Origin of the sequence: Flagellimonas oceanensis (genome assembly GCF_003992595.1) — a bacterium.
In the GTDB taxonomy this organism is placed as follows: Bacteria; Bacteroidota; Bacteroidia; order Flavobacteriales; family Flavobacteriaceae; genus Flagellimonas; species Flagellimonas oceanensis.
The window spans coordinates 19,711-39,205 of sequence record NZ_RZNA01000005.1; the positions used below are offsets into that span (position 1 = coordinate 19,711).

Annotated in this window: 18 protein-coding genes; 11 read left to right on the plus strand and 7 right to left on the minus strand. The window is 42.0% G+C overall.

What is annotated here, in order from left to right:
* Positions 1-303 precede the first annotated feature (303 nt).
* The 4 genes from EO132_RS02510 to EO132_RS02525 form a co-directional block, all read right to left on the minus strand.
* Positions 304-1,140 (minus strand): RteC domain-containing protein, encoded by an 837-nt coding sequence (locus EO132_RS02510; RefSeq protein ID WP_121847546.1) that lies wholly within the window; start codon positions 1,138-1,140, stop codon positions 304-306.
* 275 nt (positions 1,141-1,415) lie between these two features.
* The gene (locus EO132_RS02515) at positions 1,416-2,267 is read right to left on the minus strand and encodes a helix-turn-helix domain-containing protein (protein ID WP_235856360.1); all 852 of its coding nucleotides are present in this window, start codon (positions 2,265-2,267) and stop codon (positions 1,416-1,418) included.
* 68 nt (positions 2,268-2,335) lie between these two features.
* Positions 2,336-2,824 carry an asparaginase domain-containing protein gene (locus EO132_RS02520; RefSeq protein WP_121847548.1) on the minus strand — a complete coding sequence of 163 codons (489 nt, stop codon included), beginning with the start codon at positions 2,822-2,824 and terminating at the stop codon, positions 2,336-2,338.
* Positions 2,825-2,893: 69 nt separating this feature from the next.
* Positions 2,894-4,108: a site-specific integrase gene (locus tag EO132_RS02525; RefSeq protein ID WP_121847549.1), complete on the minus strand. Its 1,215-nt coding sequence runs from the start codon at positions 4,106-4,108 to the stop codon at positions 2,894-2,896.
* Between the two features lie 683 nt (positions 4,109-4,791).
* Here EO132_RS02525 and EO132_RS02530 point away from each other — a divergent pair.
* Together EO132_RS02530 and EO132_RS02535 are read left to right on the plus strand one after the other, a co-directional pair.
* Positions 4,792-5,181, plus strand: a complete 390-nt coding sequence (locus EO132_RS02530; RefSeq protein ID WP_127136443.1) for a response regulator — start codon at positions 4,792-4,794, stop codon at positions 5,179-5,181.
* Between the two features lie 82 nt (positions 5,182-5,263).
* Positions 5,264-6,718, plus strand: coding sequence for a sensor histidine kinase (locus tag EO132_RS02535; RefSeq protein WP_127136444.1), 1,455 nt, complete (start codon positions 5,264-5,266; stop codon positions 6,716-6,718).
* A 2-nt stretch (positions 6,719-6,720) separates the two neighbouring features.
* Here EO132_RS02535 and EO132_RS02540 read toward each other — a convergent pair whose 3' ends face one another.
* The 3 genes from EO132_RS02540 to EO132_RS02550 all read right to left on the minus strand — a co-directional run bounded on the left by EO132_RS02540 (position 6,721) and on the right by EO132_RS02550 (position 9,341).
* Complete coding sequence (locus EO132_RS02540) at positions 6,721-7,656, minus strand: threonine ammonia-lyase (RefSeq protein ID WP_127136445.1); 936 nt, start codon at positions 7,654-7,656, stop codon at positions 6,721-6,723.
* Positions 7,657-7,715: 59 nt separating this feature from the next.
* Entirely contained in the window at positions 7,716-8,624 is a 909-nt protein-coding gene (locus EO132_RS02545) for a universal stress protein (protein WP_127136446.1), read from the minus strand.
* Positions 8,625-8,705: 81 nt separating this feature from the next.
* A complete protein-coding gene (locus EO132_RS02550; RefSeq protein ID WP_235856361.1) occupies positions 8,706-9,341 on the minus strand; it encodes a Crp/Fnr family transcriptional regulator in 636 nt (211 codons plus the stop codon).
* 173 nt (positions 9,342-9,514) lie between these two features.
* Here EO132_RS02550 and EO132_RS02555 point away from each other — a divergent pair, with 173 nt between their 5' ends.
* From EO132_RS02555 to EO132_RS02595, 9 genes are read left to right on the plus strand one after another with little or no spacing between them, the layout of a single operon-like run.
* On the plus strand, positions 9,515-11,899 hold the full coding sequence (locus tag EO132_RS02555) for a heavy metal translocating P-type ATPase (RefSeq protein WP_127136448.1): 2,385 nt from the start codon (positions 9,515-9,517) through the stop codon (positions 11,897-11,899).
* Between the two features lie 59 nt (positions 11,900-11,958).
* Entirely contained in the window at positions 11,959-12,168 is a 210-nt protein-coding gene (ccoS, locus tag EO132_RS02560; protein WP_127136449.1) for a cbb3-type cytochrome oxidase assembly protein CcoS, read from the plus strand.
* A 2-nt stretch (positions 12,169-12,170) separates the two neighbouring features.
* Positions 12,171-14,372 carry a cytochrome-c oxidase, cbb3-type subunit I gene (gene ccoN, locus EO132_RS02565; RefSeq protein WP_127136450.1) on the plus strand — a complete coding sequence of 734 codons (2,202 nt, stop codon included), beginning with the start codon at positions 12,171-12,173 and terminating at the stop codon, positions 14,370-14,372.
* A gap of 2 nt (positions 14,373-14,374) precedes the next feature.
* Positions 14,375-14,563, plus strand: coding sequence for a CcoQ/FixQ family Cbb3-type cytochrome c oxidase assembly chaperone (locus EO132_RS02570; protein WP_119607564.1), 189 nt, complete (start codon positions 14,375-14,377; stop codon positions 14,561-14,563).
* 4 nt (positions 14,564-14,567) lie between these two features.
* Positions 14,568-15,542, plus strand: a complete 975-nt coding sequence (locus EO132_RS02575) for a cbb3-type cytochrome c oxidase N-terminal domain-containing protein (protein ID WP_127136451.1) — start codon at positions 14,568-14,570, stop codon at positions 15,540-15,542.
* 51 nt (positions 15,543-15,593) lie between these two features.
* The gene (ccoG, locus tag EO132_RS02580; protein ID WP_127136452.1) at positions 15,594-17,003 is read left to right on the plus strand and encodes a cytochrome c oxidase accessory protein CcoG; all 1,410 of its coding nucleotides are present in this window, start codon (positions 15,594-15,596) and stop codon (positions 17,001-17,003) included.
* 11 nt (positions 17,004-17,014) lie between these two features.
* Positions 17,015-17,461: a FixH family protein gene (locus tag EO132_RS02585; protein ID WP_127136453.1), complete on the plus strand. Its 447-nt coding sequence runs from the start codon at positions 17,015-17,017 to the stop codon at positions 17,459-17,461.
* A 2-nt stretch (positions 17,462-17,463) separates the two neighbouring features.
* Entirely contained in the window at positions 17,464-18,174 is a 711-nt protein-coding gene (locus EO132_RS02590) for a sulfite exporter TauE/SafE family protein (protein WP_127136454.1), read from the plus strand.
* Between the two features lie 15 nt (positions 18,175-18,189).
* Positions 18,190-19,458: an acetyl-CoA hydrolase/transferase family protein gene (locus tag EO132_RS02595; protein WP_127136455.1), complete on the plus strand. Its 1,269-nt coding sequence runs from the start codon at positions 18,190-18,192 to the stop codon at positions 19,456-19,458.
* Positions 19,459-19,495 lie beyond the last annotated feature (37 nt).

The window sequence follows — 19,495 nt, forward strand, 5'->3', positions numbered from 1 at the left end:
GAAAGGGACTGCCGCTTTGCTTTCAACTAATTTGACAGGCCCTGACCCAATTTGACTTTCGTTCTACAAATTTGATATGGATTATTGGATTTTCTTCCCCAGTACGACCGTACTACGGTCAAAATTTAACATCTTGAAATTTGGTATGCTTTGGTGCGGTTTGATATAGTTGATGCCGAAATTTATACTTAAATCGAACTGAATTTTATGGACATTCGCTGAAAACCAAAACACCGTAGTTCAACCGTAGTACGGTAATTTTTTAACATTTAGATTTGATAAGAAAACAGCTGGAAAATGATATTATTTCTCGCTTTTATCCATTTCGGAAAGAAGGGAAGTGGATAGCTCATCGAGGAAAAGGGTTCGGCTTTTTTTCCTGTATTTGATGTCTTGATAAGTTTTGTAGATGTCTTTCGGCTCAACATCAAAAATCTGGCTTAAGTAATCTGAAATTTTAACAATACTCAGATTGTTTTTAGCGCCAAGCCCTTTAGCGTGAAGCGCATAAATGAGTTCCACATAGTCTGTATTGCTGAACGGCCAATGCATTTTTTCGGTGTGAGATAATGAAATCTCATTTCCATTCAACCCATTCTTCAATTTATTTTGCTTGTCCACTAAATATTTGGTTAGGGACTTGTAGGCATTGTATTTGCCGAGCAACATATCTCTTGCTGTACAGAATTCTGGGTCTTGAAAATAGAATTTTGAAAGTGTGATATGATACCCATTGAGATAATCACGAGTGTAATACTCTTTATCAAAATGCGTCTGCCCTGATTCGATGTATCTTCCGAAGTCCAGATTATAGAGAAAGAATCGATTGAGTTTGTTGCTTTTCTTTTTGACGGATTTGAGCTGCCTTTTTAAGTCGATTTTCGGGAACTGAATTTCAAACGAATGGATTTCGGAATAGTAGATTAACTCAACGAGAGGGACTTGTTTGGTTACTTTAAAAAAATGGATTTCGTCTTGAATGGATTTGAAGCCTTGCGACAGAACCTCTTTTTTAAGCAAGCTTAATGAATCACGGCAGAGCCCAATGGAACGGTGTGCCCTTTCAAGGATGCTCTCGTTTTGAAGTTTTATATCATCAAGTTCTTTTTTTAGTCGCTGTGTTAATAATTGAAAGTCCATAAGCAGGTGTATTTTGATATGAAACCATAGAAATGGGATTTAGTTGATGCGGTTGGTTAGATGATATCATAGTCCTGCAAAATGATATAAATGAACGCCACAGGTCATTAAATTTGTGGCTCATTGGTGTATTTTATGGAACTCTCACTAAAATAATTTTACTTCATAAACGTACAAGGAAAACTTGCCGTATTTAATTACGGAACGAGCCGTATTTTTCTACGGAAACTCTGAGAGACAATGAATATGCTTAGGTCTTAAGAGAGGTAATTTAATTATCTTTTTTTGCGAAACCGCTTTAAAAATTCACGACGGTTCTTCACACCGGTTTTCTTGAAGATATTTGAGGCGTGTTTTGATACGGTGCTTTCGGCAATGAAAAGTTCCTCGGCAATTTTCTTATAACTAAGATTGCTAAGAATGGATAACGCAACTTCAATTTCCCTTCTCGTTAAATCCTCATAGATTATCTTGCGCTCTACAGATTCTTCGCGTTGTTTTTTCTTCAGGGCAAACACTTCATACATTCGGGTATTGTTTTCCAAAAAGTATAGATACCTATCTACCTCAATGGCTGTAATGGCAAAGAAGGCCAAGTTCATTACGGTAAAAGTTATCCATTGATAATCGCCTATCACGGTGCAAATTGGCAACAGAGCTATACTCGCTACGCTCACCATAGACAATTTGTTTCGCCTTAAAATAAACGCATTCGGATTGCTCGGATTTGAAATACGTCTATAGAAAATGATGAGAAATATAAACGCTATTAAGGATATGGGAATAGTAAAAAGAAAGCGAGCCGCATCCAAAGAGTCTGTCAAAAAATAAGGCATCAAAAAAAGGACAACATAGCTGCCACTCGCTAAAAATGCGAGATTTTTAATGGATGAGTTGAATTTCAATACGACGATGTCATATTCTTTATAGAGGTAGTAAACGATATATACGCATAACGCAATGGCCACGCCATACGTAATGATATATTGAAGGATGAATGGCCCTGGAAAGTTCTCTATGGGTAAAAATCCGCCCGTAGCATTGTACGTTATGAAAAGGATGCCGAGATATAAAAACCGTCGAAGGCTACTTCGTGCATTTCTTCTCGAAAAGTAAAATGTGAGCAATACAATGACCGTATCTATTAAAAGATAAAAGAAAGTTGTCCAATGTATTGACGTGCCAAACATTTACTTTACTGGTCATTGCGCTCAAATTTGTTGGTTTCTAAATTTTTTGAAACATTGTTCCAATTGAAAATCTGTCCGTTCATAGCAATATAAACATCCGGTTTTAGAAGCTGTAATGAGCTCAGTGCATAGCCTAAATTAAATGGTGCATCTGTCTCTGCAGATGAACCTAAAATGAAAGACCCAACCAGTACGATGGTTTTATTCAGGTTGAGTTTTCCGATATATTTTGCGGTATCTTCCATTGTGAAAGTACCGTGAGTTATCAAAATTTTTGTCGCAGCAGATTCATTTATCTTGCAAACCAACTGCGCTCTGTCCTCATCTGTGATGGCCCTGCTATCCTTTTTGAACACACTTTTGATGGTGTAATCAAAATCAATATTGGCACTCTCAAGAAAACTTTGAATCGTGACATTTGATTGGGTGATTCCTTTACCATCTACATAATCCAGTCCTTCTATGGTGCCGCCGGTTGTAAGAATATGTATCATAAAATAGGACTTGTTGTGACCTATAAAGATAATGGAATTTGAGATACTGTAATTTGAAGTATTACCTTCTCAGAAGTTAATTACATTTTCCAAAGCATCATCTGCATCTTTATGAATGAAATTAGCTTGATAGTTAATGGTGGTTTTCAAATCCGTATGGCGATATAATTTTTGAAGCATAAGCGGGTGAATGTTGTCGCCTGCAATATTGCCAAAAGAGTGTCGAGCAATGTGCATCGTAACTTTTTTCTGGATGCCTGCTCTTTTCGCAATCTTTTTAAGGTGGTCATTGAATTTTTTGTTCGCTACTTTTTTCTTTCGATATATGTCTTTCGCATCAGATAAGTCGGCTTTTTTCATTTCGGAGAAAACAAAGTCATCATCATTTACTCTTTCCTCAACATACTGTAATAAGATTTTTTCAACTTTAGCTGGAATTTTAAGCGACAGTAACTTTGAATTTTTTCCCATTCTATAATTCAATCGCCCATCATAAATCTCGGACCATCTTATAAACAACACATCTGAAACACGCATTCCAGCAAAATAGAAACTGAACAACCAAACATTTAATGAGTGTCTTTCCATATCAGTTAGTTCAGTAACACTTTCAAGGGCTTTTATTTCTTTACTTGAAAGCCCTGTTTTTGTGGTTTCGGGAAATTTGATTTTAAACTTATCCTTTCCAAAGGGATATATTTCCTTGCTAACAACCTTATCTCGAATAGCTCTATTAAATAGTAATCGTATCAAGACCATTACATTCATTGCAGTAGTTTCAGTTAATGAGCAAGAACCTTTTAAATGAATCTTAAATTTTTTGAGAAAGCGCTCATCGATTTCTTGAAAAGTCAAATGTCGGCCAGAGCAATATTTTTCTATATAGCTTACCCAAGCTGAATCTGTAGAATGGCGATTGATTTTCTTTTCGGCCTCTAAGGCTTCAAGATGCTCGTCAGCAAAATCAAAAAATGTTAAGCTCGAAGTTGGCTTGTATATTTCTTTTTTGATTTGTCGAGCAGAAGCAGCTTTATTATCCGTCTGTAGTGCAATAAGCCCTTTTCTGGCTTCGGATAGTTTGGAAGCTATCAAATTGTTTAGACTTTCAGCTTCAGAATGCGATTTTTTTACCTTTAGGTTTTTAGAGTCCCAATCCTCTAATTCAATATAATGACCTATATGTTTGTAAGTTGAACGACGGTCTTTGGTTATCCTTATCGCAAGCGGAAAAAGCCCTTTTGCGTTAGGCTTTTTGCGAAGTATTATTTTTGCACTCGTTGACATTTTGAACCTGTTTTAGATACGAAAGCCAAATCAGGTACAACATTTTGTCAAAAATTCACTCTAAAGATACGTCTTTACTACGAATTTTGGGTACAACATAGGTACAACAAATGTTGATATTAACTGATATTAATTGACTTTAAATAAAATGATGAAAAACATAAACAATTGAAAATGAGTTTATTTATGCTTTATTGGTGCAATATATACCAGACTTAGGATCTAGTGCCGCAAGGCGTGGGGGTTCGACTCCCTTCACCCGCACAAAAAGCTCTTCAGGAACTGAGGGGCTTTTTTTATTTCCTGCCTTTTGGGCGTCTTCTAGCTTGTGTGATATGGCCAATACATCAACAAATAGGGATTTGAGACCAATCAATTTACCTGATTGATAATAAATAATTAAAATGATCAGTGATAATCAAAAAAGATTTTTAATTATTGATTATTTGTTAAAATAAAAGAATAATTATAAATTTATGTCAATCAGATAATTGAAAAAGTTTTCCCTGCTTAAAGTGTAATATCATTTTTTTGACGTAGGGATTTTTATTGTCAGAAATTATTTTTTTACAATAAAATACTCGTATTTGCAGTTGTTAATAACGCACAATATTGATATTTATCAATTATTCGATTGTGAAACCAAACTGAAACTAAATTATTAATAGGCCAACAACTAAGCTATGTACAAGGAAATATACTTGGTCGATGACGAAGACCTCGTGAATACGGTGAACGCTATTCACTTCAGAAGAATGGGTATGGAAGATAGGGTTAAGAGCTTTACTAATCCAGAATTGGCCCTAGATGATCTCAGATATAGAGACGACCCAAAAGTAAAAACATTGATATTATTGGATATCAACATGCCCGAAATGAGCGGGTTTGAATTCTTGGAGTTTATGATGCTCGAGGATTTTCCAGAATCCAATGAGGTACTTTTGGTAACTTCCTCCGAAGCGGAGACAGATAAAGAAGAAGCCGAAAAGTATGAAAAATACGTAAAGGAATTCATTACCAAACCCTTACGAATAGAGCATCTGGAAGATTATTTACAGAGCGCCAACAAATAGAGTTTTATATTAAAGCTGATATAGCCCAAATCTATCACCCTACGCAAACGTTTAATAATTCATTCTGAATAAATTTTAATCCTTGAAAAAGAAACAGGAACTTATTCATAATAAGATTGAAATCGTTGAAGATAGGAATGATATTGTATGGGCTATGGATGAAAATTATAAGCTGACCGCTTTCAATACATCCTTTAAAGCTCGCCTTAAACTGGATGGTCTGGAGAACGCGGAAAGAGGCATGGACCTGAAAAAGGTCTACGAGTCCAGTAGTTTCTTCAATTCATGCAAGCAGGGATGCGATCGAGCACTCAATCGTTATGCAACTACCTCCAAGCACACTTTTGTGGAAAATGGGGGTACGGTGGTCCACGAGTTTTCCTTTCAGCCTTTCATGAACAGTTCAGGAGAAGTTGTCGGTTGTTGTATTTGGCAAAGGGATGTTACCCAAGAAGTCAACAATAACTATCGCTTGCGAGAAAGCGAGACAAAGTACAGGGAAGCCCAAGCAGTGGCCGATGTTGGCCATTGGAACTGGGATATGGTCCAGAACGAAATTACGTGGTCCGACCAATTGTACAGAATTTTTGACCAAGATCCTGAAACCTTTACGGCCAACTACGAATCCTTGATTGATATTATCCATCCGGAAGACAGGGAGGCTTTTAATGAGGATGTGACCAAATGTATTGAAGACAAAGAGTTGCACGACATAGTGCACAGAATTGTGGTTGGGGATGGAGAGATTAGGTATGTGCACCAAAAGGGGAGGGCGTTTTATGATGAAAATGATGTGCCATACCGTATGAGCGGTACCACTCAGGATGTTACCAAGGATGTGCAGAGCCACCACCAAATTGTGGAGCAAAACCACGAACTTCAAAATTTTGTTCGAATCATATCACATAATCTTCGGGGACCGATATCAAATCTCTTGATGCTCTCCAAGATTTATGAATGGGGTAAAGATGAATTGAACGACGACATTGTCAAGAAAATAGAGCTTACCACAGAAGCTCTTGACCAAACCATCAAAGACCTGCACCTTTCCTTATCCTTGAAATCCGCGGACAAAAAGAAATTCAGGGAGGTCTCTCTAAAAGATGTGATGAAGGATATAGAAGGACTTCTTTCTGAGGAAATTGCACGAAACAAAGCTGTTTTAGAGACCGATTTTTCTAAAACGGATACTGTTTTTGGTGCAAAAAGCTATGTGGTCAATGTTTTTTACAACCTCATTCTCAATGCCATCAATTACGCTAAGGGTGGTGTTCCTGCCATAGTGAAAATCACAACAGAGACAACGGAAGAAAAGGTGTTGCTGAAGTTTATGGATAATGGCATCGGAATGGAACTGACCCCCGAAAAAGAACGTAAAATATTCGATATGTACGGTAGGTTGAGCGGTGCTACCGAAGGCAAGGGATTTGGGCTTTATTTGGTCAAGACCCAAGTAGAGGCCATGGATGGTAAAATTGAGGTGGAAAGCGAAAAGGACATCGGTACGACATTTAAGATCACACTTCCCAAAGCCTAGCCTTAAAAAGGCAAACTGCTCAGGTCCACATTTCCCCCAGAGATGATGATACCGACCTTTTGGTTTGATAGTTTCTCTTGTTTTTTAAAAACAGCAGCCAATGCAACTGCGCTGGACGGTTCGCAAACAATCTTGAGGCGTTCCCATATCAATCTCATGGCAGCAACGATATCTTCTTCCGTTACCCTGACGATTTCATCCACATGTTTTTGTATGATGGGGAAATTCCTGTCGCCCAATTGGGTCTTCAGTCCATCAGCAAGGGTGTTTGTGGAGGTATTGGTCTCAATTTTTCCACTTTTTAGGGATCGATAGGCATCGTCCACCTCAAAAGGTTCGCCCCCGATAACCTTGCAGTTTGCACCAAAGAAGTGAGCGGCCAATGCGGTGCCGGCAATCAAACCGCCACCACCAACGGGAGTGAATAAATAATCCAGGTCTGGGTAGGCTTCCAGCAATTCCTTACAGGCGGTCCCTTGCCCTAAAATTACCTGGTCATCATTCGATGGATGGATGAAGGTGGCCCCATGCTCTTGCACAATTTCTTGGGATGTGGCTTCCCTGGCGGTTAGGTTGGGCTCACATTCAATTAAAATCCCACCGTAACCTTTTACCGCTTGTTTTTTTACCAAGGGTGCAGAACTGGGCATCACGATATAGGCCTTTACCCCCAAACTCTGCGCAGAAAGGGATAGGGCCTGGGCAAAATTTCCGGAAGAATGCGTTACCACTCCACCTTGTTTCTGCTCATCGGTAAGCTGCATTATGGCATTGGCGGCCCCGCGCATTTTAAAGGCGCCCATCCGCTGGAAGTTTTCGCATTTAAAATACAATTGGGCTTCCGTCATTTCATTTAAAAGCCGGGAAGTGAGAACAGGTGTGTTATGGATATAGGGTTGTATCCGCTCGTGGCAGTCAATTAATCGTTGTTTGTCCATAGGTTACTTTAACAGGGTCTGCAAAATGGCAAATCCGGTATAAAGATAGCCATGAAGCATTAATTATGGGACTCCACTTCTTCCTCTTCTTCTTTGGCTTCTGCGGAAACACCCTCCATGCCCAATTCTGGTATGACCAACAGCGGTATTTGGGTGTGGAACGCTGTCCTTTTTATGATGGGCTCACGGGTCATTTTTTCCATGTAGCTGTGCTGATAATTGAGCATGGCCAATAGATGAATGCCCAATTCCTTGGAGAAGGTCTCCAAAGTATGGGAAACCGAATTGAGCTCTGAAACCGTGTGTACATAGTGCTCTACATCTTTCAGGTAGCGACGTAGCATGTTCAGGTTGAATTGTTGGAGCTCTGTCAAAGCCTTAATGCCATATTGTACATGGACAATGCGAATAGTGGCATGGAACATCTTGGCCATTTCCAATAATGGGGACAGTTCCGATGTGGTATAGAAGCGATTGAAATCCGTTGCAAAGGCAATTTCCGAAGGAGTCACATACTCAAAATGATAGGGGATGGCGAGAACGGGACATTTTTTGGTGCTTTTAATGATACGTACCGTATTGCTTCCCATAAATACTTCATCCACGCCCGAAGCTCCCTTGGTGCCCGTGACCACCAAATGGATACCAAAGGTTTCCACAATGTCCTTTACCTCTTCCACCAATAGATTAAAGGAGGAAATGGTCTCAAAACTATGGTTTGGATTGCCATATTTGGTTTTGATCTGGTCCACCGTTTTGTTCAATCCCCGTTCGGAATTTTCCCTGACGGCATCGACTATCCGGACCCCATCAATCATTTTGGCCATAAAGCGGCTGCTCGGTATTACCGGGGTGTACGTATTTAACAGGTAAAATGTACAACGCTTGTTGCGGAACAATTGCATGGCATAATCAATGGCATTCCATGCATTTTCCGAAAAATCCGTAGGTATTAGTATCTTTTGCATCGGACTAAGATTTACGATGCGATAAAATTAGACCTAAGGGGTAGGGGATACTATGACAATTGTCAGGTTTTGGAAAATGGTCTAAAAGCCTTCAACCATTTCGAGAAGTTTGCGCTCGTCTTTGATGCCGATTTTTTTGCCCGAAGTATGAATCAATCCTTTCTTTTTAAACTCGGAAATAATCCTGATGGCGGATTCCGTAGCGGTTCCCACCACATTGGAAATATCCTCCCTGGAAAGGGTAAGCGCCAAAAATCCTTCAGGGTCTTCCCCAAAATTGTTTTTCAGGTATAGGAAGGCCTCTGCCATTCGTTGCTTCACTGTTTTTTGGGAAATATTCACGATGACATCATCGGCCTCTTTAAGGTCATGGGCCATATGGCGGAGTACTTCCAAAGTAAAGTTTGGATTTTTTTGAAGGGTATTGTTGATGCTCTCCTTAGGGATAAAGCAAACTTCCATATCATCAACGGCTATGGCAGAAAGGTTGGTGCTTTCTTGCGAAATCACGGAGCGTTGGCCAAGGACTTCGCCCTTACTGGCCAATTTTACGATTTGGTCTTTACCGTTGGCACTCAGTTTGGAAAGCTTTGAAATGCCGTTTCTCACACAATAAACACCATTTAATTTGTCGCCTTCTTCAAATAAAGGCTCTCCTTTTTTTACGGTTCGCGTGATTTTGGAGTCAGAAACCTGTTTGAGTTCCTCTTTGCTCATCGCGCGAAGGGAGTTGAACTGCCTGATTATACAATTTTCACACCTGCTTTCCATAATGATTAGTTTACCTGATTGGACAAATTTAGTGGATAAACATTCACAATTAACTGATAAATATCATATTTTTAAGAAGAAGAGTATTACAATTTTGCGTCAGGTAAAGCAAATGTGAAATGGCAGATTCAACCTGTTATCATTGTGGAGACGAGTGCGGGAAAGGCAGCGTTCGGTTTGATGATAAGGATTTTTGTTGCAATGGTTGCAAGACCGTGTACGAGATTTTTACATCGAACGGTTTGTCCACGTTCTACGAAATCGAGGGCAAGGCAGGAACCACGCCGAACGAAATCCGTCAGAAATACGATTTTTTGGACAACCAGGAAATCGCGCAACAGCTCTTGGAATTCAATGAAGACGGTGTGCAGGTGGTCAGCCTGAGTATTCCCACCATCCACTGCAGTTCTTGTATCTGGGTTTTGGAAAACTTGAACAAACTGCATTCGGCTATTACCGTTTCACAAGTCGACTTTCCGAAAAAGACCATCCGGGTTACCTACAAAACAGAAGATTTTTCCCTTAAAGCCTTGGTGCTTTTGTTGGGAAGTATCGGGTATGAACCCTATATCTCTTTGGAAGAATACAACAAGAAAGGAAAAAAGGTCGACCGCTCCTTAATATACAAATTGGGCGTGGCAGGCTTTGCCTTTGGCAATGTGATGTTGTTCTCGTTTCCGGAATACTTCGAAGTCGAGGAATTTTGGTTGGACCAGTACAAACACGTTTTTCGTTGGTTAATGTTTGCCTTCTCTCTGCCAGTTGTGTTCTATGCGGCCCAAGATTATTTCGTCTCGGCCTATAAAGGCATCCGCTCCAAACTATTGAATATTGATGTGCCCATTGCATTGGGGATATTGGTTCTCTTTTTAAGAAGCTCCGTCGATATCATATTTGATTTGGGTTCCGGATTCTTTGATAGTCTTACGGGCTTGGTCTTCTTTCTGCTGCTCGGCAAATTCTTTCAGCAAAAGACCTACGCCTATCTATCCTTTGAGCGGGATTACAAATCCTATTTTCCCATTGCCGTTACCCGGTTGAAGAAAAGCGGGGAAGAGGAAAACATTCAAATCTATAACATTGAGGTAGGGGACAGGGTATTGATCCGCAGCCATGAGATCATTCCTGTGGATTGCATCCTGATTAAAGGAAATGCCGAAATCGATTATAGTTTCGTGACCGGTGAATCCGACCCCGTTGTAAAGGAATCCGGGGAAAAATTATTTGCTGGCGGCAAACAGCTATCAGGAGTTTTGGAAGTTGAGGTGTTGAAGTCCGTCTCCCAAAGTTATTTGACCCAGCTTTGGGGTAACTCCGTATTTTCAAAAGATAAAGCGAGCCAATTCCAAACCCTTACCGATAGCATAGGCAAAAGATTTACCATTGCGGTGTTGAGCATAGCTACTTTGGCTACTGTTTACTGGCTGATTTTTGACCCGCGCTTGGCACTCAACGTGTTTACATCGGTATTGATCATTGCCTGCCCCTGTGCCATTGCCTTGGCAGCTCCATTCACATTGGGAAACATGCTCCGCATTTTTGGAAAGTATAAGTTCTACCTTAAAAATACCAATGTGATTGAGCGCTTGTCTAAAATTGATACTGCCATTTTTGATAAAACGGGAACACTTACCACCAATCAAAAAGATACCATCCACTATGAAGGGATGGAGCTTACAGCGGAAGAGACCGCACTTTTGAAAACAACCTTGAGGGCATCCAACCACCCGTTGAGTCGATCGCTTTACGATATTTTAAAGTCCAATTCCATCATGACCCTGGAAGAATTTCAGGAACATACAGGCAAAGGAATTGAGGGCAGATACAACCAACATTCCATAAAAGTGGGGTCCGCATCCTACGTAGGGGAAAACAAGTCCCATTCCATTACCAACACGGCAGTGTACGTCAGTGCAGATGAAGATGTGAAAGGAAGGTTTGTGTTCAAGAACACCTATCGGGACGGGATGAGCCTAATTTTTGAGGAGCTGTCAGATGATTTGGAACTCGGTATTCTGTCGGGAGATAATGATGGGGAAAAAGCGCAACTGCAAAAAATGCTTCCAGAAAAGACAAAGATGCTATTTGACCAAAAACCAGGGGACAAATTGGAGTACATCAAAAGTTTGCAAGAAAAACACAAGGTTCTTATGGTGGGCGACGGATTGAACGATGCAGGTGCCTTGGCCCAAAGCGATGTTGGATTGGCGGTTTCGGAGAACATCAATGTGTTTTCGCCTGCTTGTGATGGAATTTTGGACGCCAGTAAGTTGAAAATGCTGCCAAAGTTCATAAAACTGTCCAAGCAGTCCATGCGCATCATTAAAATGAGTTTTTTGTTGTCGCTCTGCTACAATGTGGCAGGATTGTATTTTGCCGTCACAGGCCAGTTGCAGCCTGTAATCGCAGCCATTTTGATGCCTTTGAGCTCCATCAGTATCGTGGTGTTTACCACCTTGGCAACAAATTATTTCGGTAAAGAATTAAAAACTTTAGAAAGCTGATATATGTCATTTTTTGAGGAATACCATCAGAGTAGTTTTACACCTAAATTCAGGCAGGTATGAGTGTTATTTATGTGTTGCTGGCCATAAGCATAACGGTGGCCATAGTCTTTTTTGTAGCCTTTGTTTTTTCGGTAAAAAGCGGACAGTACGATGATACCTATACCCCATCGGTAAGAATGTTGTTTGAAGATGAGGTGGTCAAGGACAAGGATAAATCAAACCTAAATAAAAAGGAAATCAAACAAACTAAAAGTACAAACCAATAAATATGGAAATACAACAGTTCCGTTACGATAACAAAATCGTACAAAAGTTCTTATACGCTACCATTCTATGGGGCGTGGTAGGTATGGCAGTAGGTCTCTTGTTGGCCTTTATGTTTTTGTTCCCTAATGTTACAGAAGGTATCTCTTGGTTGAGTTTTGGGCGTTTGCGTCCATTGCACACCAATGCAGTGATCTTCGCATTTGTGGGGAACGCCATTTTTGCAGGGGTGTATTACTCGCTGCAACGTTTGCTAAAAGCAAGAATGTTCAGTGATGTCCTGAGCAATATCAACTTCTGGGGTTGGCAATTGATCATTGTCGCCGCAGCCTTGACCTTGCCTTTGGGATACACTACATCCAAGGAATATGCCGAATTGGAGTGGCCTATAGATTTGGCCATTGCAGCTGTTTGGGTAGTTTTTGGTTGGAACATGATCGGTACCATTTTAAAAAGAAGACAAAGGCACCTTTATGTTGCGATTTGGTTCTACTTGGCCACATTTGTAACGGTAGCCGTGCTGCATATTTTCAACAGCTTGGAGTTGCCGGTTACTGCCTTGAAGAGTTATTCGGTTTACGCGGGTGTTCAAGATGCCTTGGTACAATGGTGGTATGGTCACAATGCGGTAGCATTCTTCTTGACCACGCCTTTCTTGGGGTTGATGTACTACTTTGTTCCAAAAGCGGCCAACCGTCCCATTTATTCCTATAGGCTGTCCATCGTCCACTTCTGGTCGTTGATATTCATTTATATCTGGGCGGGTCCTCACCACTTGTTGTACTCTGCTTTGCCTGATTGGGCACAGAACCTTGGGGTGGTATTCTCCGTAATGCTGATCGCACCATCTTGGGGTGGTATGATCAATGGTCTGTTGACCCTTCGTGGAGTTTGGGACAAAGTAAGAAGTGATGCCACATTAAAGTTTATGGTGGTTGCGATTACCGGTTATGGTATGGCCACCTTTGAAGGTCCAATGCTTTCTTTGAAAAACGTAAACGCCATTGCGCACTTCAGTGACTGGATCATTGCCCACGTTCACGTTGGGGCCTTGGCTTGGAACGGGTTCTTGACCTTTGGTATGATCTATTGGTTGGTTCCCCGTATGTTCAAAACGGAACTCCACTCCAAAGGATTGGCCAATTTCCACTTCTGGATCGGAACCTTGGGTATTGTACTTTATGCCCTTCCGATGTACGTAGCTGGATTTACCCAAGCCTTGATGTGGAAAGAATTCAACCCAGATGGAACCTTGGTATACGGTAACTTCTTGGAAACCGTTACCCAAATTATCCCAATGTACTGGATGAGGGCCATTGGAGGTTCGTTGTACATCTTGGGTATGTTCGTACTGCTGTACAACGTGGTAAGAACCATTAGATCGGGCAGTAAGGTTGAAGATGAAGCGGCGGAAGCTCCAGCTTTGGAACGCGTTGCCAAAAGAAGAGTCGCTGGAGAAACCTTCCATAACTGGTTGGAAAGAAAACCTGTTCAGTTGACCATCTTGGCTACTGTAGCCATTTTGATTGGTGGTATTGTACAAATTGTACCAACAATACTGGTAAAATCGAACATTCCTACCATAACAAGTGTTAAACCATATACACCTTTGGAGCTGGAAGGTCGTGACCTTTACATAAGGGAAGGCTGTGTGAGTTGTCACTCGCAAATGATACGTCCGTTTCGTAGTGAGGTGGAACGTTATGGTGAGTATGCCAAAGCAGGGGAGTTTGTTTACGACCACCCATTCCTATGGGGTAGTAAGCGTACAGGTCCCGACCTCTTGCGAGTCGGGGGCAAATACTCCGATAGCTGGCACTTGAACCATATGTACGATCCACAAAGTACCTCGGCAGGTTCCATCATGCCATCCTACGAATGGCTGGTTACCGATGAGCACGATCGCAGCGATGTTCAGGCCAAAATGGAAACCATGGTGAAACTTGGAGTTCCCTATACGGAAGAGGACATTGCCAATGCTCCGCAATCCATGGCAGAGCAAGCGGCTGGAATAGAGAAGAGCCTGTACGCAGACCCAGAATTCGAAAAAACGTACGAAGCGGATAAAAAATACGCCGAGGAAAACGGATTGGATTTTGTGGAAATGCGAGATCGTGAAATCGTGGCCTTGATTGCTTATCTACAGCGATTGGGCACCGATATCAAAATTGAAGGAACAGAAGAAACCATATCTCAAAACAAATAACCATGTTGAAATTTGTAAAAGAACATATGGAAACCATCGATGGGATAGCCAACTATCCCATGGTTTCCCTGCTTATCTTCTTTGTGTTTTTCGTGCTATTGTTCTGGTGGGTGTTTACCGCTACCAAGGAACACATAAGGGAGATGTCCGAACTGCCACTGGATAACGAAGATCAACAAAACAAACTATAACATTATGAGTACAAGAACACCTTGGTGGATACGAGTCCCAGTTTTATTCTTTTTGATCTTCGGATTGATGGAATTCTTTATAGACTCTGGAGACAAACCCGCAATTATCGAATATCCCATCACGCAGTTTTTTATGCTGTTGGTGCTGATGATTCTTATCGCCATAGAATTGATATTGGCGTCCATAGAGAACATTATGTTCCAGACCCTTTCCGAAGAAGGCAAGGAACGTTACTTGGAGGCCAAAAGCAAGAAGTTTGAATGGACATGGGCCAAGAACCTTATGAAGAAATTGACCAAGAGTCGCTCCATTGAGCGTGAGGGCGAAATTGTCCTGGACCATAATTATGATGGTATCCGAGAGCTGGACAACGTATTGCCTCCTTGGTGGGTATACCTGTTCTATGGAACCATTGTTTTTGCAGTAGTGTACCTGGTGCGATTCCATATCATTGGGGATTATGACCAAGAGCTGGAGTACGAACAGGAAGTTGCCGCCGCACAATTGGCAATCGAGGAATATAAAAGAACGGCCAAGGATTTGGTGGATGCCAGTACGGTCGAGTTCCTTTCAGATGAATCCGATTTGGCCGCAGGGGAGAAAATCTTCCAAACCAACTGTGTTGCTTGCCATACACAAGATGGAGGTGGGTCGATTGGTCCAAACCTGACCGATAAATATTGGATATTGGGTGGGGGCATCAAAAATGTCTTTACAACAATCTCTGAAGGAGGTCGTGATGGTAAAGGGATGATTGCATGGAAGCAAAGCCTGAAGCCTGCAGAAATAGCTCAGGTGGCCAGTTATGTAATCTCATTGGGCGGAACCACTCCTGCCAATCCAAAGGAACCTGAAGGCGAAATCTGGGTTGATCCAGATGCTCCCGAAGATACCAATGGAACCGAATCTGAAGCGGAAGAAACTGCCCCAGAAGAAATGGAGCAGGCCGCAGATTCAACAGAAGTTGCCATGAATTAGTCCCGTTGGGACATTTGGCAGCAATATATTTATCCATAAACCACACATGCGATGGAAGAAAATTTTAGAGATTCCATAGGCACAATCACACAAGAAGGGAAAAGGAATTTTATTTTCCCGAAGAAACCCAGTGGGCGTTATTACGATTACCGGAAGTACGTAAGTTACTTTCTACTGATTTTTTTGATAGCAGCCCCCTTTGTTAAAATCAACGGACACCAATTCTTAATGTTCAACGTGCTCGATCGGCGGTTCAATATTTTTGGACTTCCCTTTTGGCCTCAGGATTTTCACTTGGTGGTAGTGTCCATGATTATCGGAGTGATTTTCATCGCACTGTTTACGGTCGCTTATGGTCGTATTTTCTGTGGATGGATGTGTCCCCAGACCATTTTTTTGGAAATGGTCTTCCGCCGCATCGAATATTGGATCGATGGTGATCGGGGGGCTCAAATGCGATTGGCCAAAGCACCATGGACGGGTAAAAAGATTCGAAAAAGAGTATTGAAGTGGTTTGTTTTCTTCATTATTTCCTTTTTCATTGCCAATGTTTTCTTGGCGTACCTAATTGGTAGTGATCAATTGATCGCTTACATCACCGATGGCCCAATGGAGCACTTGAGCACCATGATTCCGTTGTTGATTTTTACCGGGGTGTTCTATTTCATCTTTGCATGGTTCAGGGAGCAGGTATGTATCATTGCATGCCCTTATGGACGATTGCAAGGGGTGCTTTTGGATGATAAATCCATAGTTGTGGCCTACGACCATGAACGTGGTGAAGGAGAAAATGGACGTAAAAAGTTCCGAAAGAATGAAGACCGGGAAGCGCTCGGACACGGTGACTGTATTGATTGTCTGCAATGTGTGAACGTATGTCCCACGGGAATAGACATCCGTAACGGAACACAATTGGAATGTGTGAACTGTACCGCTTGCATTGATGAGTGCGATCACATAATGGAGAGTATCGACAAACCTAAAGGTTTGATTCGATATGCCAGTGAAGATGAGATAACCAATAAGAACAAGTTCAAGTTTACCGCCCGGATGAAGGGGTACACCGCAGTACTTGTTGTTCTGATTGGTGTGTTGGTCGGAATGTTGTTCATGAGGAACGAGGTCGAGGCGAACGTATTGCGCTTACCAGGGCAGTTGTACGAGCGCAAGGAGAACAATATCATCAGTAATGTGTACACCTATAAATTGGTGAACAAGACCACAAAGGATATCGAAAATGTATCTTTTGAACTGATGTCGCACAAAGGCGAAATCAAGATGGTGTCACAGGATACCTTCACGGTCCCCGCAGAGGAGCTTGCAGAAGGAACTTTGTTTATCGAAATAAATGCTTCGGCATTGAACGGGGACAAAGACAAATTGGAGATAGGGGTTTATAGTGGGGATAAACTCATAGAAACCACGGTGACCCAGTTTTTGGCGCCGAGGAGCTATAATTAAAAAAGACAGAGATGAAAATTAATTGGGGAACGGGAATCGTGTTGGCGTTCATAGGATTTATAGGCTTTATCCTATACTTTGTGATTAGGATGAGCACCGACGATAGTGCCAATCACGATTTGGTAACGGAGGAATATTATAAAAAGGAATTATCCTATCAACAGGAGATAGATGCCTCCAAAACCGCTACGGAAATGAATGCCAACCTTACCGTTGAAAAAACGGATGAGGGATTGATGATCTATTTTCCAGAGCGTTTCGACCCCAAAAAAATAAGTGGAACAGTGTCCCTATACAGACCGTCTAACAAGCACTTGGATACCAACTTTCCTATAAGTTTGTCCAATACACATTTGCTCATACCTGACAATCGCTTGGTGGACGGTCGCTGGGACATTTCCATAAACTGGGAATACGAAGGTAACTCCTTTTTGCATAAAGAAAAATTGGTGTACTGATCATGTTGACCTCGGCGTTGGTTTTGGGGCTTTTGGGAAGCTTGCACTGCTTGGGCATGTGCGGGCCAATAGCCTTTATGCTGCCTTTGGACCAGACCAATAAAGTTAAGAAGACCGCGCAGTTGTCCATTTACCACTTTGGCAGGCTGTTGGCCTATGGCGTCATAGGGGTTCTTTTTGGGCTTTTGGGAAAGGGATTGTCCTTGTTCGGTATCCAACAGAAGCTTTCCATCGGCATAGGTGCGCTCATGATCATATTGGTACTGATTCCAGGTAAATACCTGAACGGACACAAGTTGTTGTCGCCCGTTTACTCCATTATCGGGAAGGTAAAATCAAAACTCGGGGCCGAACTCAAGAAAAAGACACCCGATACCTTTTTGACCATTGGTTTTTTGAACGGCTTTCTGCCCTGTGGATTGGTTTATATGGCCCTTTTGGGAGCCTTGGCCATGGGAAGTCCTTTGGAAGGAGGTCTATATATGATGATCTTTGGTCTGGGAACAGTCCCGCTAATGTCCTTGGTGGTATATTCCAAGGGGATGTTCAGTGCTCCCATAAAATCTAGAATACAAAAAATGATACCGGTATTTGTGGTCATCATAGGTATTTTGTTTATTGTACGTGGGCTTGGACTGGGAATACCGTATGTTTCCCCAAAAGCAGCCCCAACAGATACAGTATCGGCGACCATAGAGTGCCATCAACCCTAAAAAATCTAATCCATAATGAAAATAACGTCAGCGGAAGAAGCGGTAGGAATTGTAAAATCAGGAGACCGGGTCTTTTTCCAAGGAGCCGCAATGACCCCCAATGAATTGATCGATGCCCTCTGTGAGCGTCACAATGAGTTGAAGGATGTTGAGATAATTTCCATCCACACCGAAGGGGATGCAAAATATACAAGGGCTCCTTATTGTGATGCCTTTACCCTGAATGCATGTTTTGTGGGGGGCAACGTAAGAACCTTTGTAAACACGTATATGGGAGACTATATCCCTGTTTTTTTAAGTGAGATACCATGGCTGTTCGCAGATGAGTACCTTCCATTGGATGTGGCCTTTGTACAGGTGTCACCACCGGACAAACATGGTTATTGTTCCCTTGGGGTTTCGGTGGATGTGGCATTGCCAGCAATCAGAACGGCCAAGAAAATTGTGGCACAGATCAACCCACAGGTGCCCAGAACCCACGGTACGGGCATTGTTCATGTAGATGAGATCGTATTCGCTACCGAAGTGGATAGGCCGATTCATGCACATCTTCCTACCGAACCATCGGAAGTGGAACATGAGATAGGCAGGCACGTGGCATCCCTTATCGATGATGGAGCTACGTTGCAGATGGGAATCGGAAACATACCCAACGCGGTATTGTCCAATCTAGGAAACCATAAAAACCTTGGAATCCATACAGAGATGTTTTCCGATGGGGTATTGCCCCTTTTGGAAAGCGGTGTGATCAACGGTAAGGAAAAGGAGGTGAAGCGAGGTAAAATCGTGAGCTGCTTTGCAGTAGGCTCCCAAAAACTATATGATTTCATTGACGACAACCCCATTTGTGATTTCAGGGACTCCGGTTATACCAACGATACGGCAAGAATCCGAAGAAACCCCAAAGCAACTGCAATCAATAGTGCCATAGAGATTGATCTTACCGGGCAAGTATGTGCCGATACCATTGGGGGATACCAATTTTCCGGGGTAGGAGGCCAAATGGACTTTATGCGGGGAGCTTCACTTTCCAAAGGAGGGAAGCCCATTATTGCCATGTCCGCCACTACCAAAAAAGGGGTGTCCAAGATAACGCCGTTTTTGAAACAAGGGGCAGGTGTTACCACGACCCGTGCACACATGCACTACGTGGCCACTGAATTTGGTGTGGTAAATCTTTTTGGAAAGAATCTTCAACAACGTGCCAAAGCACTTATTTCCATTGCGCATCCCGATCACAGGGAAGAATTGGAAAAAGCGGCTTACGAACGATTCCATGGTTAAGTCTGAAGAGAAAAGCAATAAAAAAGGGGGCAATTTT

Excerpts from the sequence above, each read along its gene's own strand:
- EO132_RS02510 (WP_121847546.1), bottom strand. The coding sequence starts at position 1,140 with ATGGACTTTCAATTATTAACACAGCGACTAAAAAAAGAACTTGATGAT.
- EO132_RS02520 (WP_121847548.1), bottom strand. The coding sequence starts at position 2,824 with ATGATACATATTCTTACAACCGGCGGCACCATAGAAGGACTGGATTAT.
- EO132_RS02525 (WP_121847549.1), bottom strand. The coding sequence starts at position 4,108 with ATGTCAACGAGTGCAAAAATAATACTTCGCAAAAAGCCTAACGCAAAA.
- EO132_RS02530 (WP_127136443.1), top strand. The coding sequence starts at position 4,792 with ATGTACAAGGAAATATACTTGGTCGATGACGAAGACCTCGTGAATACG.
- EO132_RS02540 (WP_127136445.1), bottom strand. The coding sequence starts at position 7,656 with ATGGACAAACAACGATTAATTGACTGCCACGAGCGGATACAACCCTAT.
- EO132_RS02545 (WP_127136446.1), bottom strand. The coding sequence starts at position 8,624 with ATGCAAAAGATACTAATACCTACGGATTTTTCGGAAAATGCATGGAAT.
- EO132_RS02550 (WP_235856361.1), bottom strand. The coding sequence starts at position 9,341 with ATGAGCAAAGAGGAACTCAAACAGGTTTCTGACTCCAAAATCACGCGA.
- EO132_RS02555 (WP_127136448.1), top strand. The coding sequence starts at position 9,515 with ATGGCAGATTCAACCTGTTATCATTGTGGAGACGAGTGCGGGAAAGGC.
- ccoS (WP_127136449.1), top strand. The coding sequence starts at position 11,959 with ATGAGTGTTATTTATGTGTTGCTGGCCATAAGCATAACGGTGGCCATA.
- ccoN (WP_127136450.1), top strand. The coding sequence starts at position 12,171 with ATGGAAATACAACAGTTCCGTTACGATAACAAAATCGTACAAAAGTTC.
- EO132_RS02570 (WP_119607564.1), top strand. The coding sequence starts at position 14,375 with ATGTTGAAATTTGTAAAAGAACATATGGAAACCATCGATGGGATAGCC.
- EO132_RS02575 (WP_127136451.1), top strand. The coding sequence starts at position 14,568 with ATGAGTACAAGAACACCTTGGTGGATACGAGTCCCAGTTTTATTCTTT.
- ccoG (WP_127136452.1), top strand. The coding sequence starts at position 15,594 with ATGGAAGAAAATTTTAGAGATTCCATAGGCACAATCACACAAGAAGGG.
- EO132_RS02585 (WP_127136453.1), top strand. The coding sequence starts at position 17,015 with ATGAAAATTAATTGGGGAACGGGAATCGTGTTGGCGTTCATAGGATTT.
- EO132_RS02590 (WP_127136454.1), top strand. The coding sequence starts at position 17,464 with ATGTTGACCTCGGCGTTGGTTTTGGGGCTTTTGGGAAGCTTGCACTGC.
- EO132_RS02595 (WP_127136455.1), top strand. The coding sequence starts at position 18,190 with ATGAAAATAACGTCAGCGGAAGAAGCGGTAGGAATTGTAAAATCAGGA.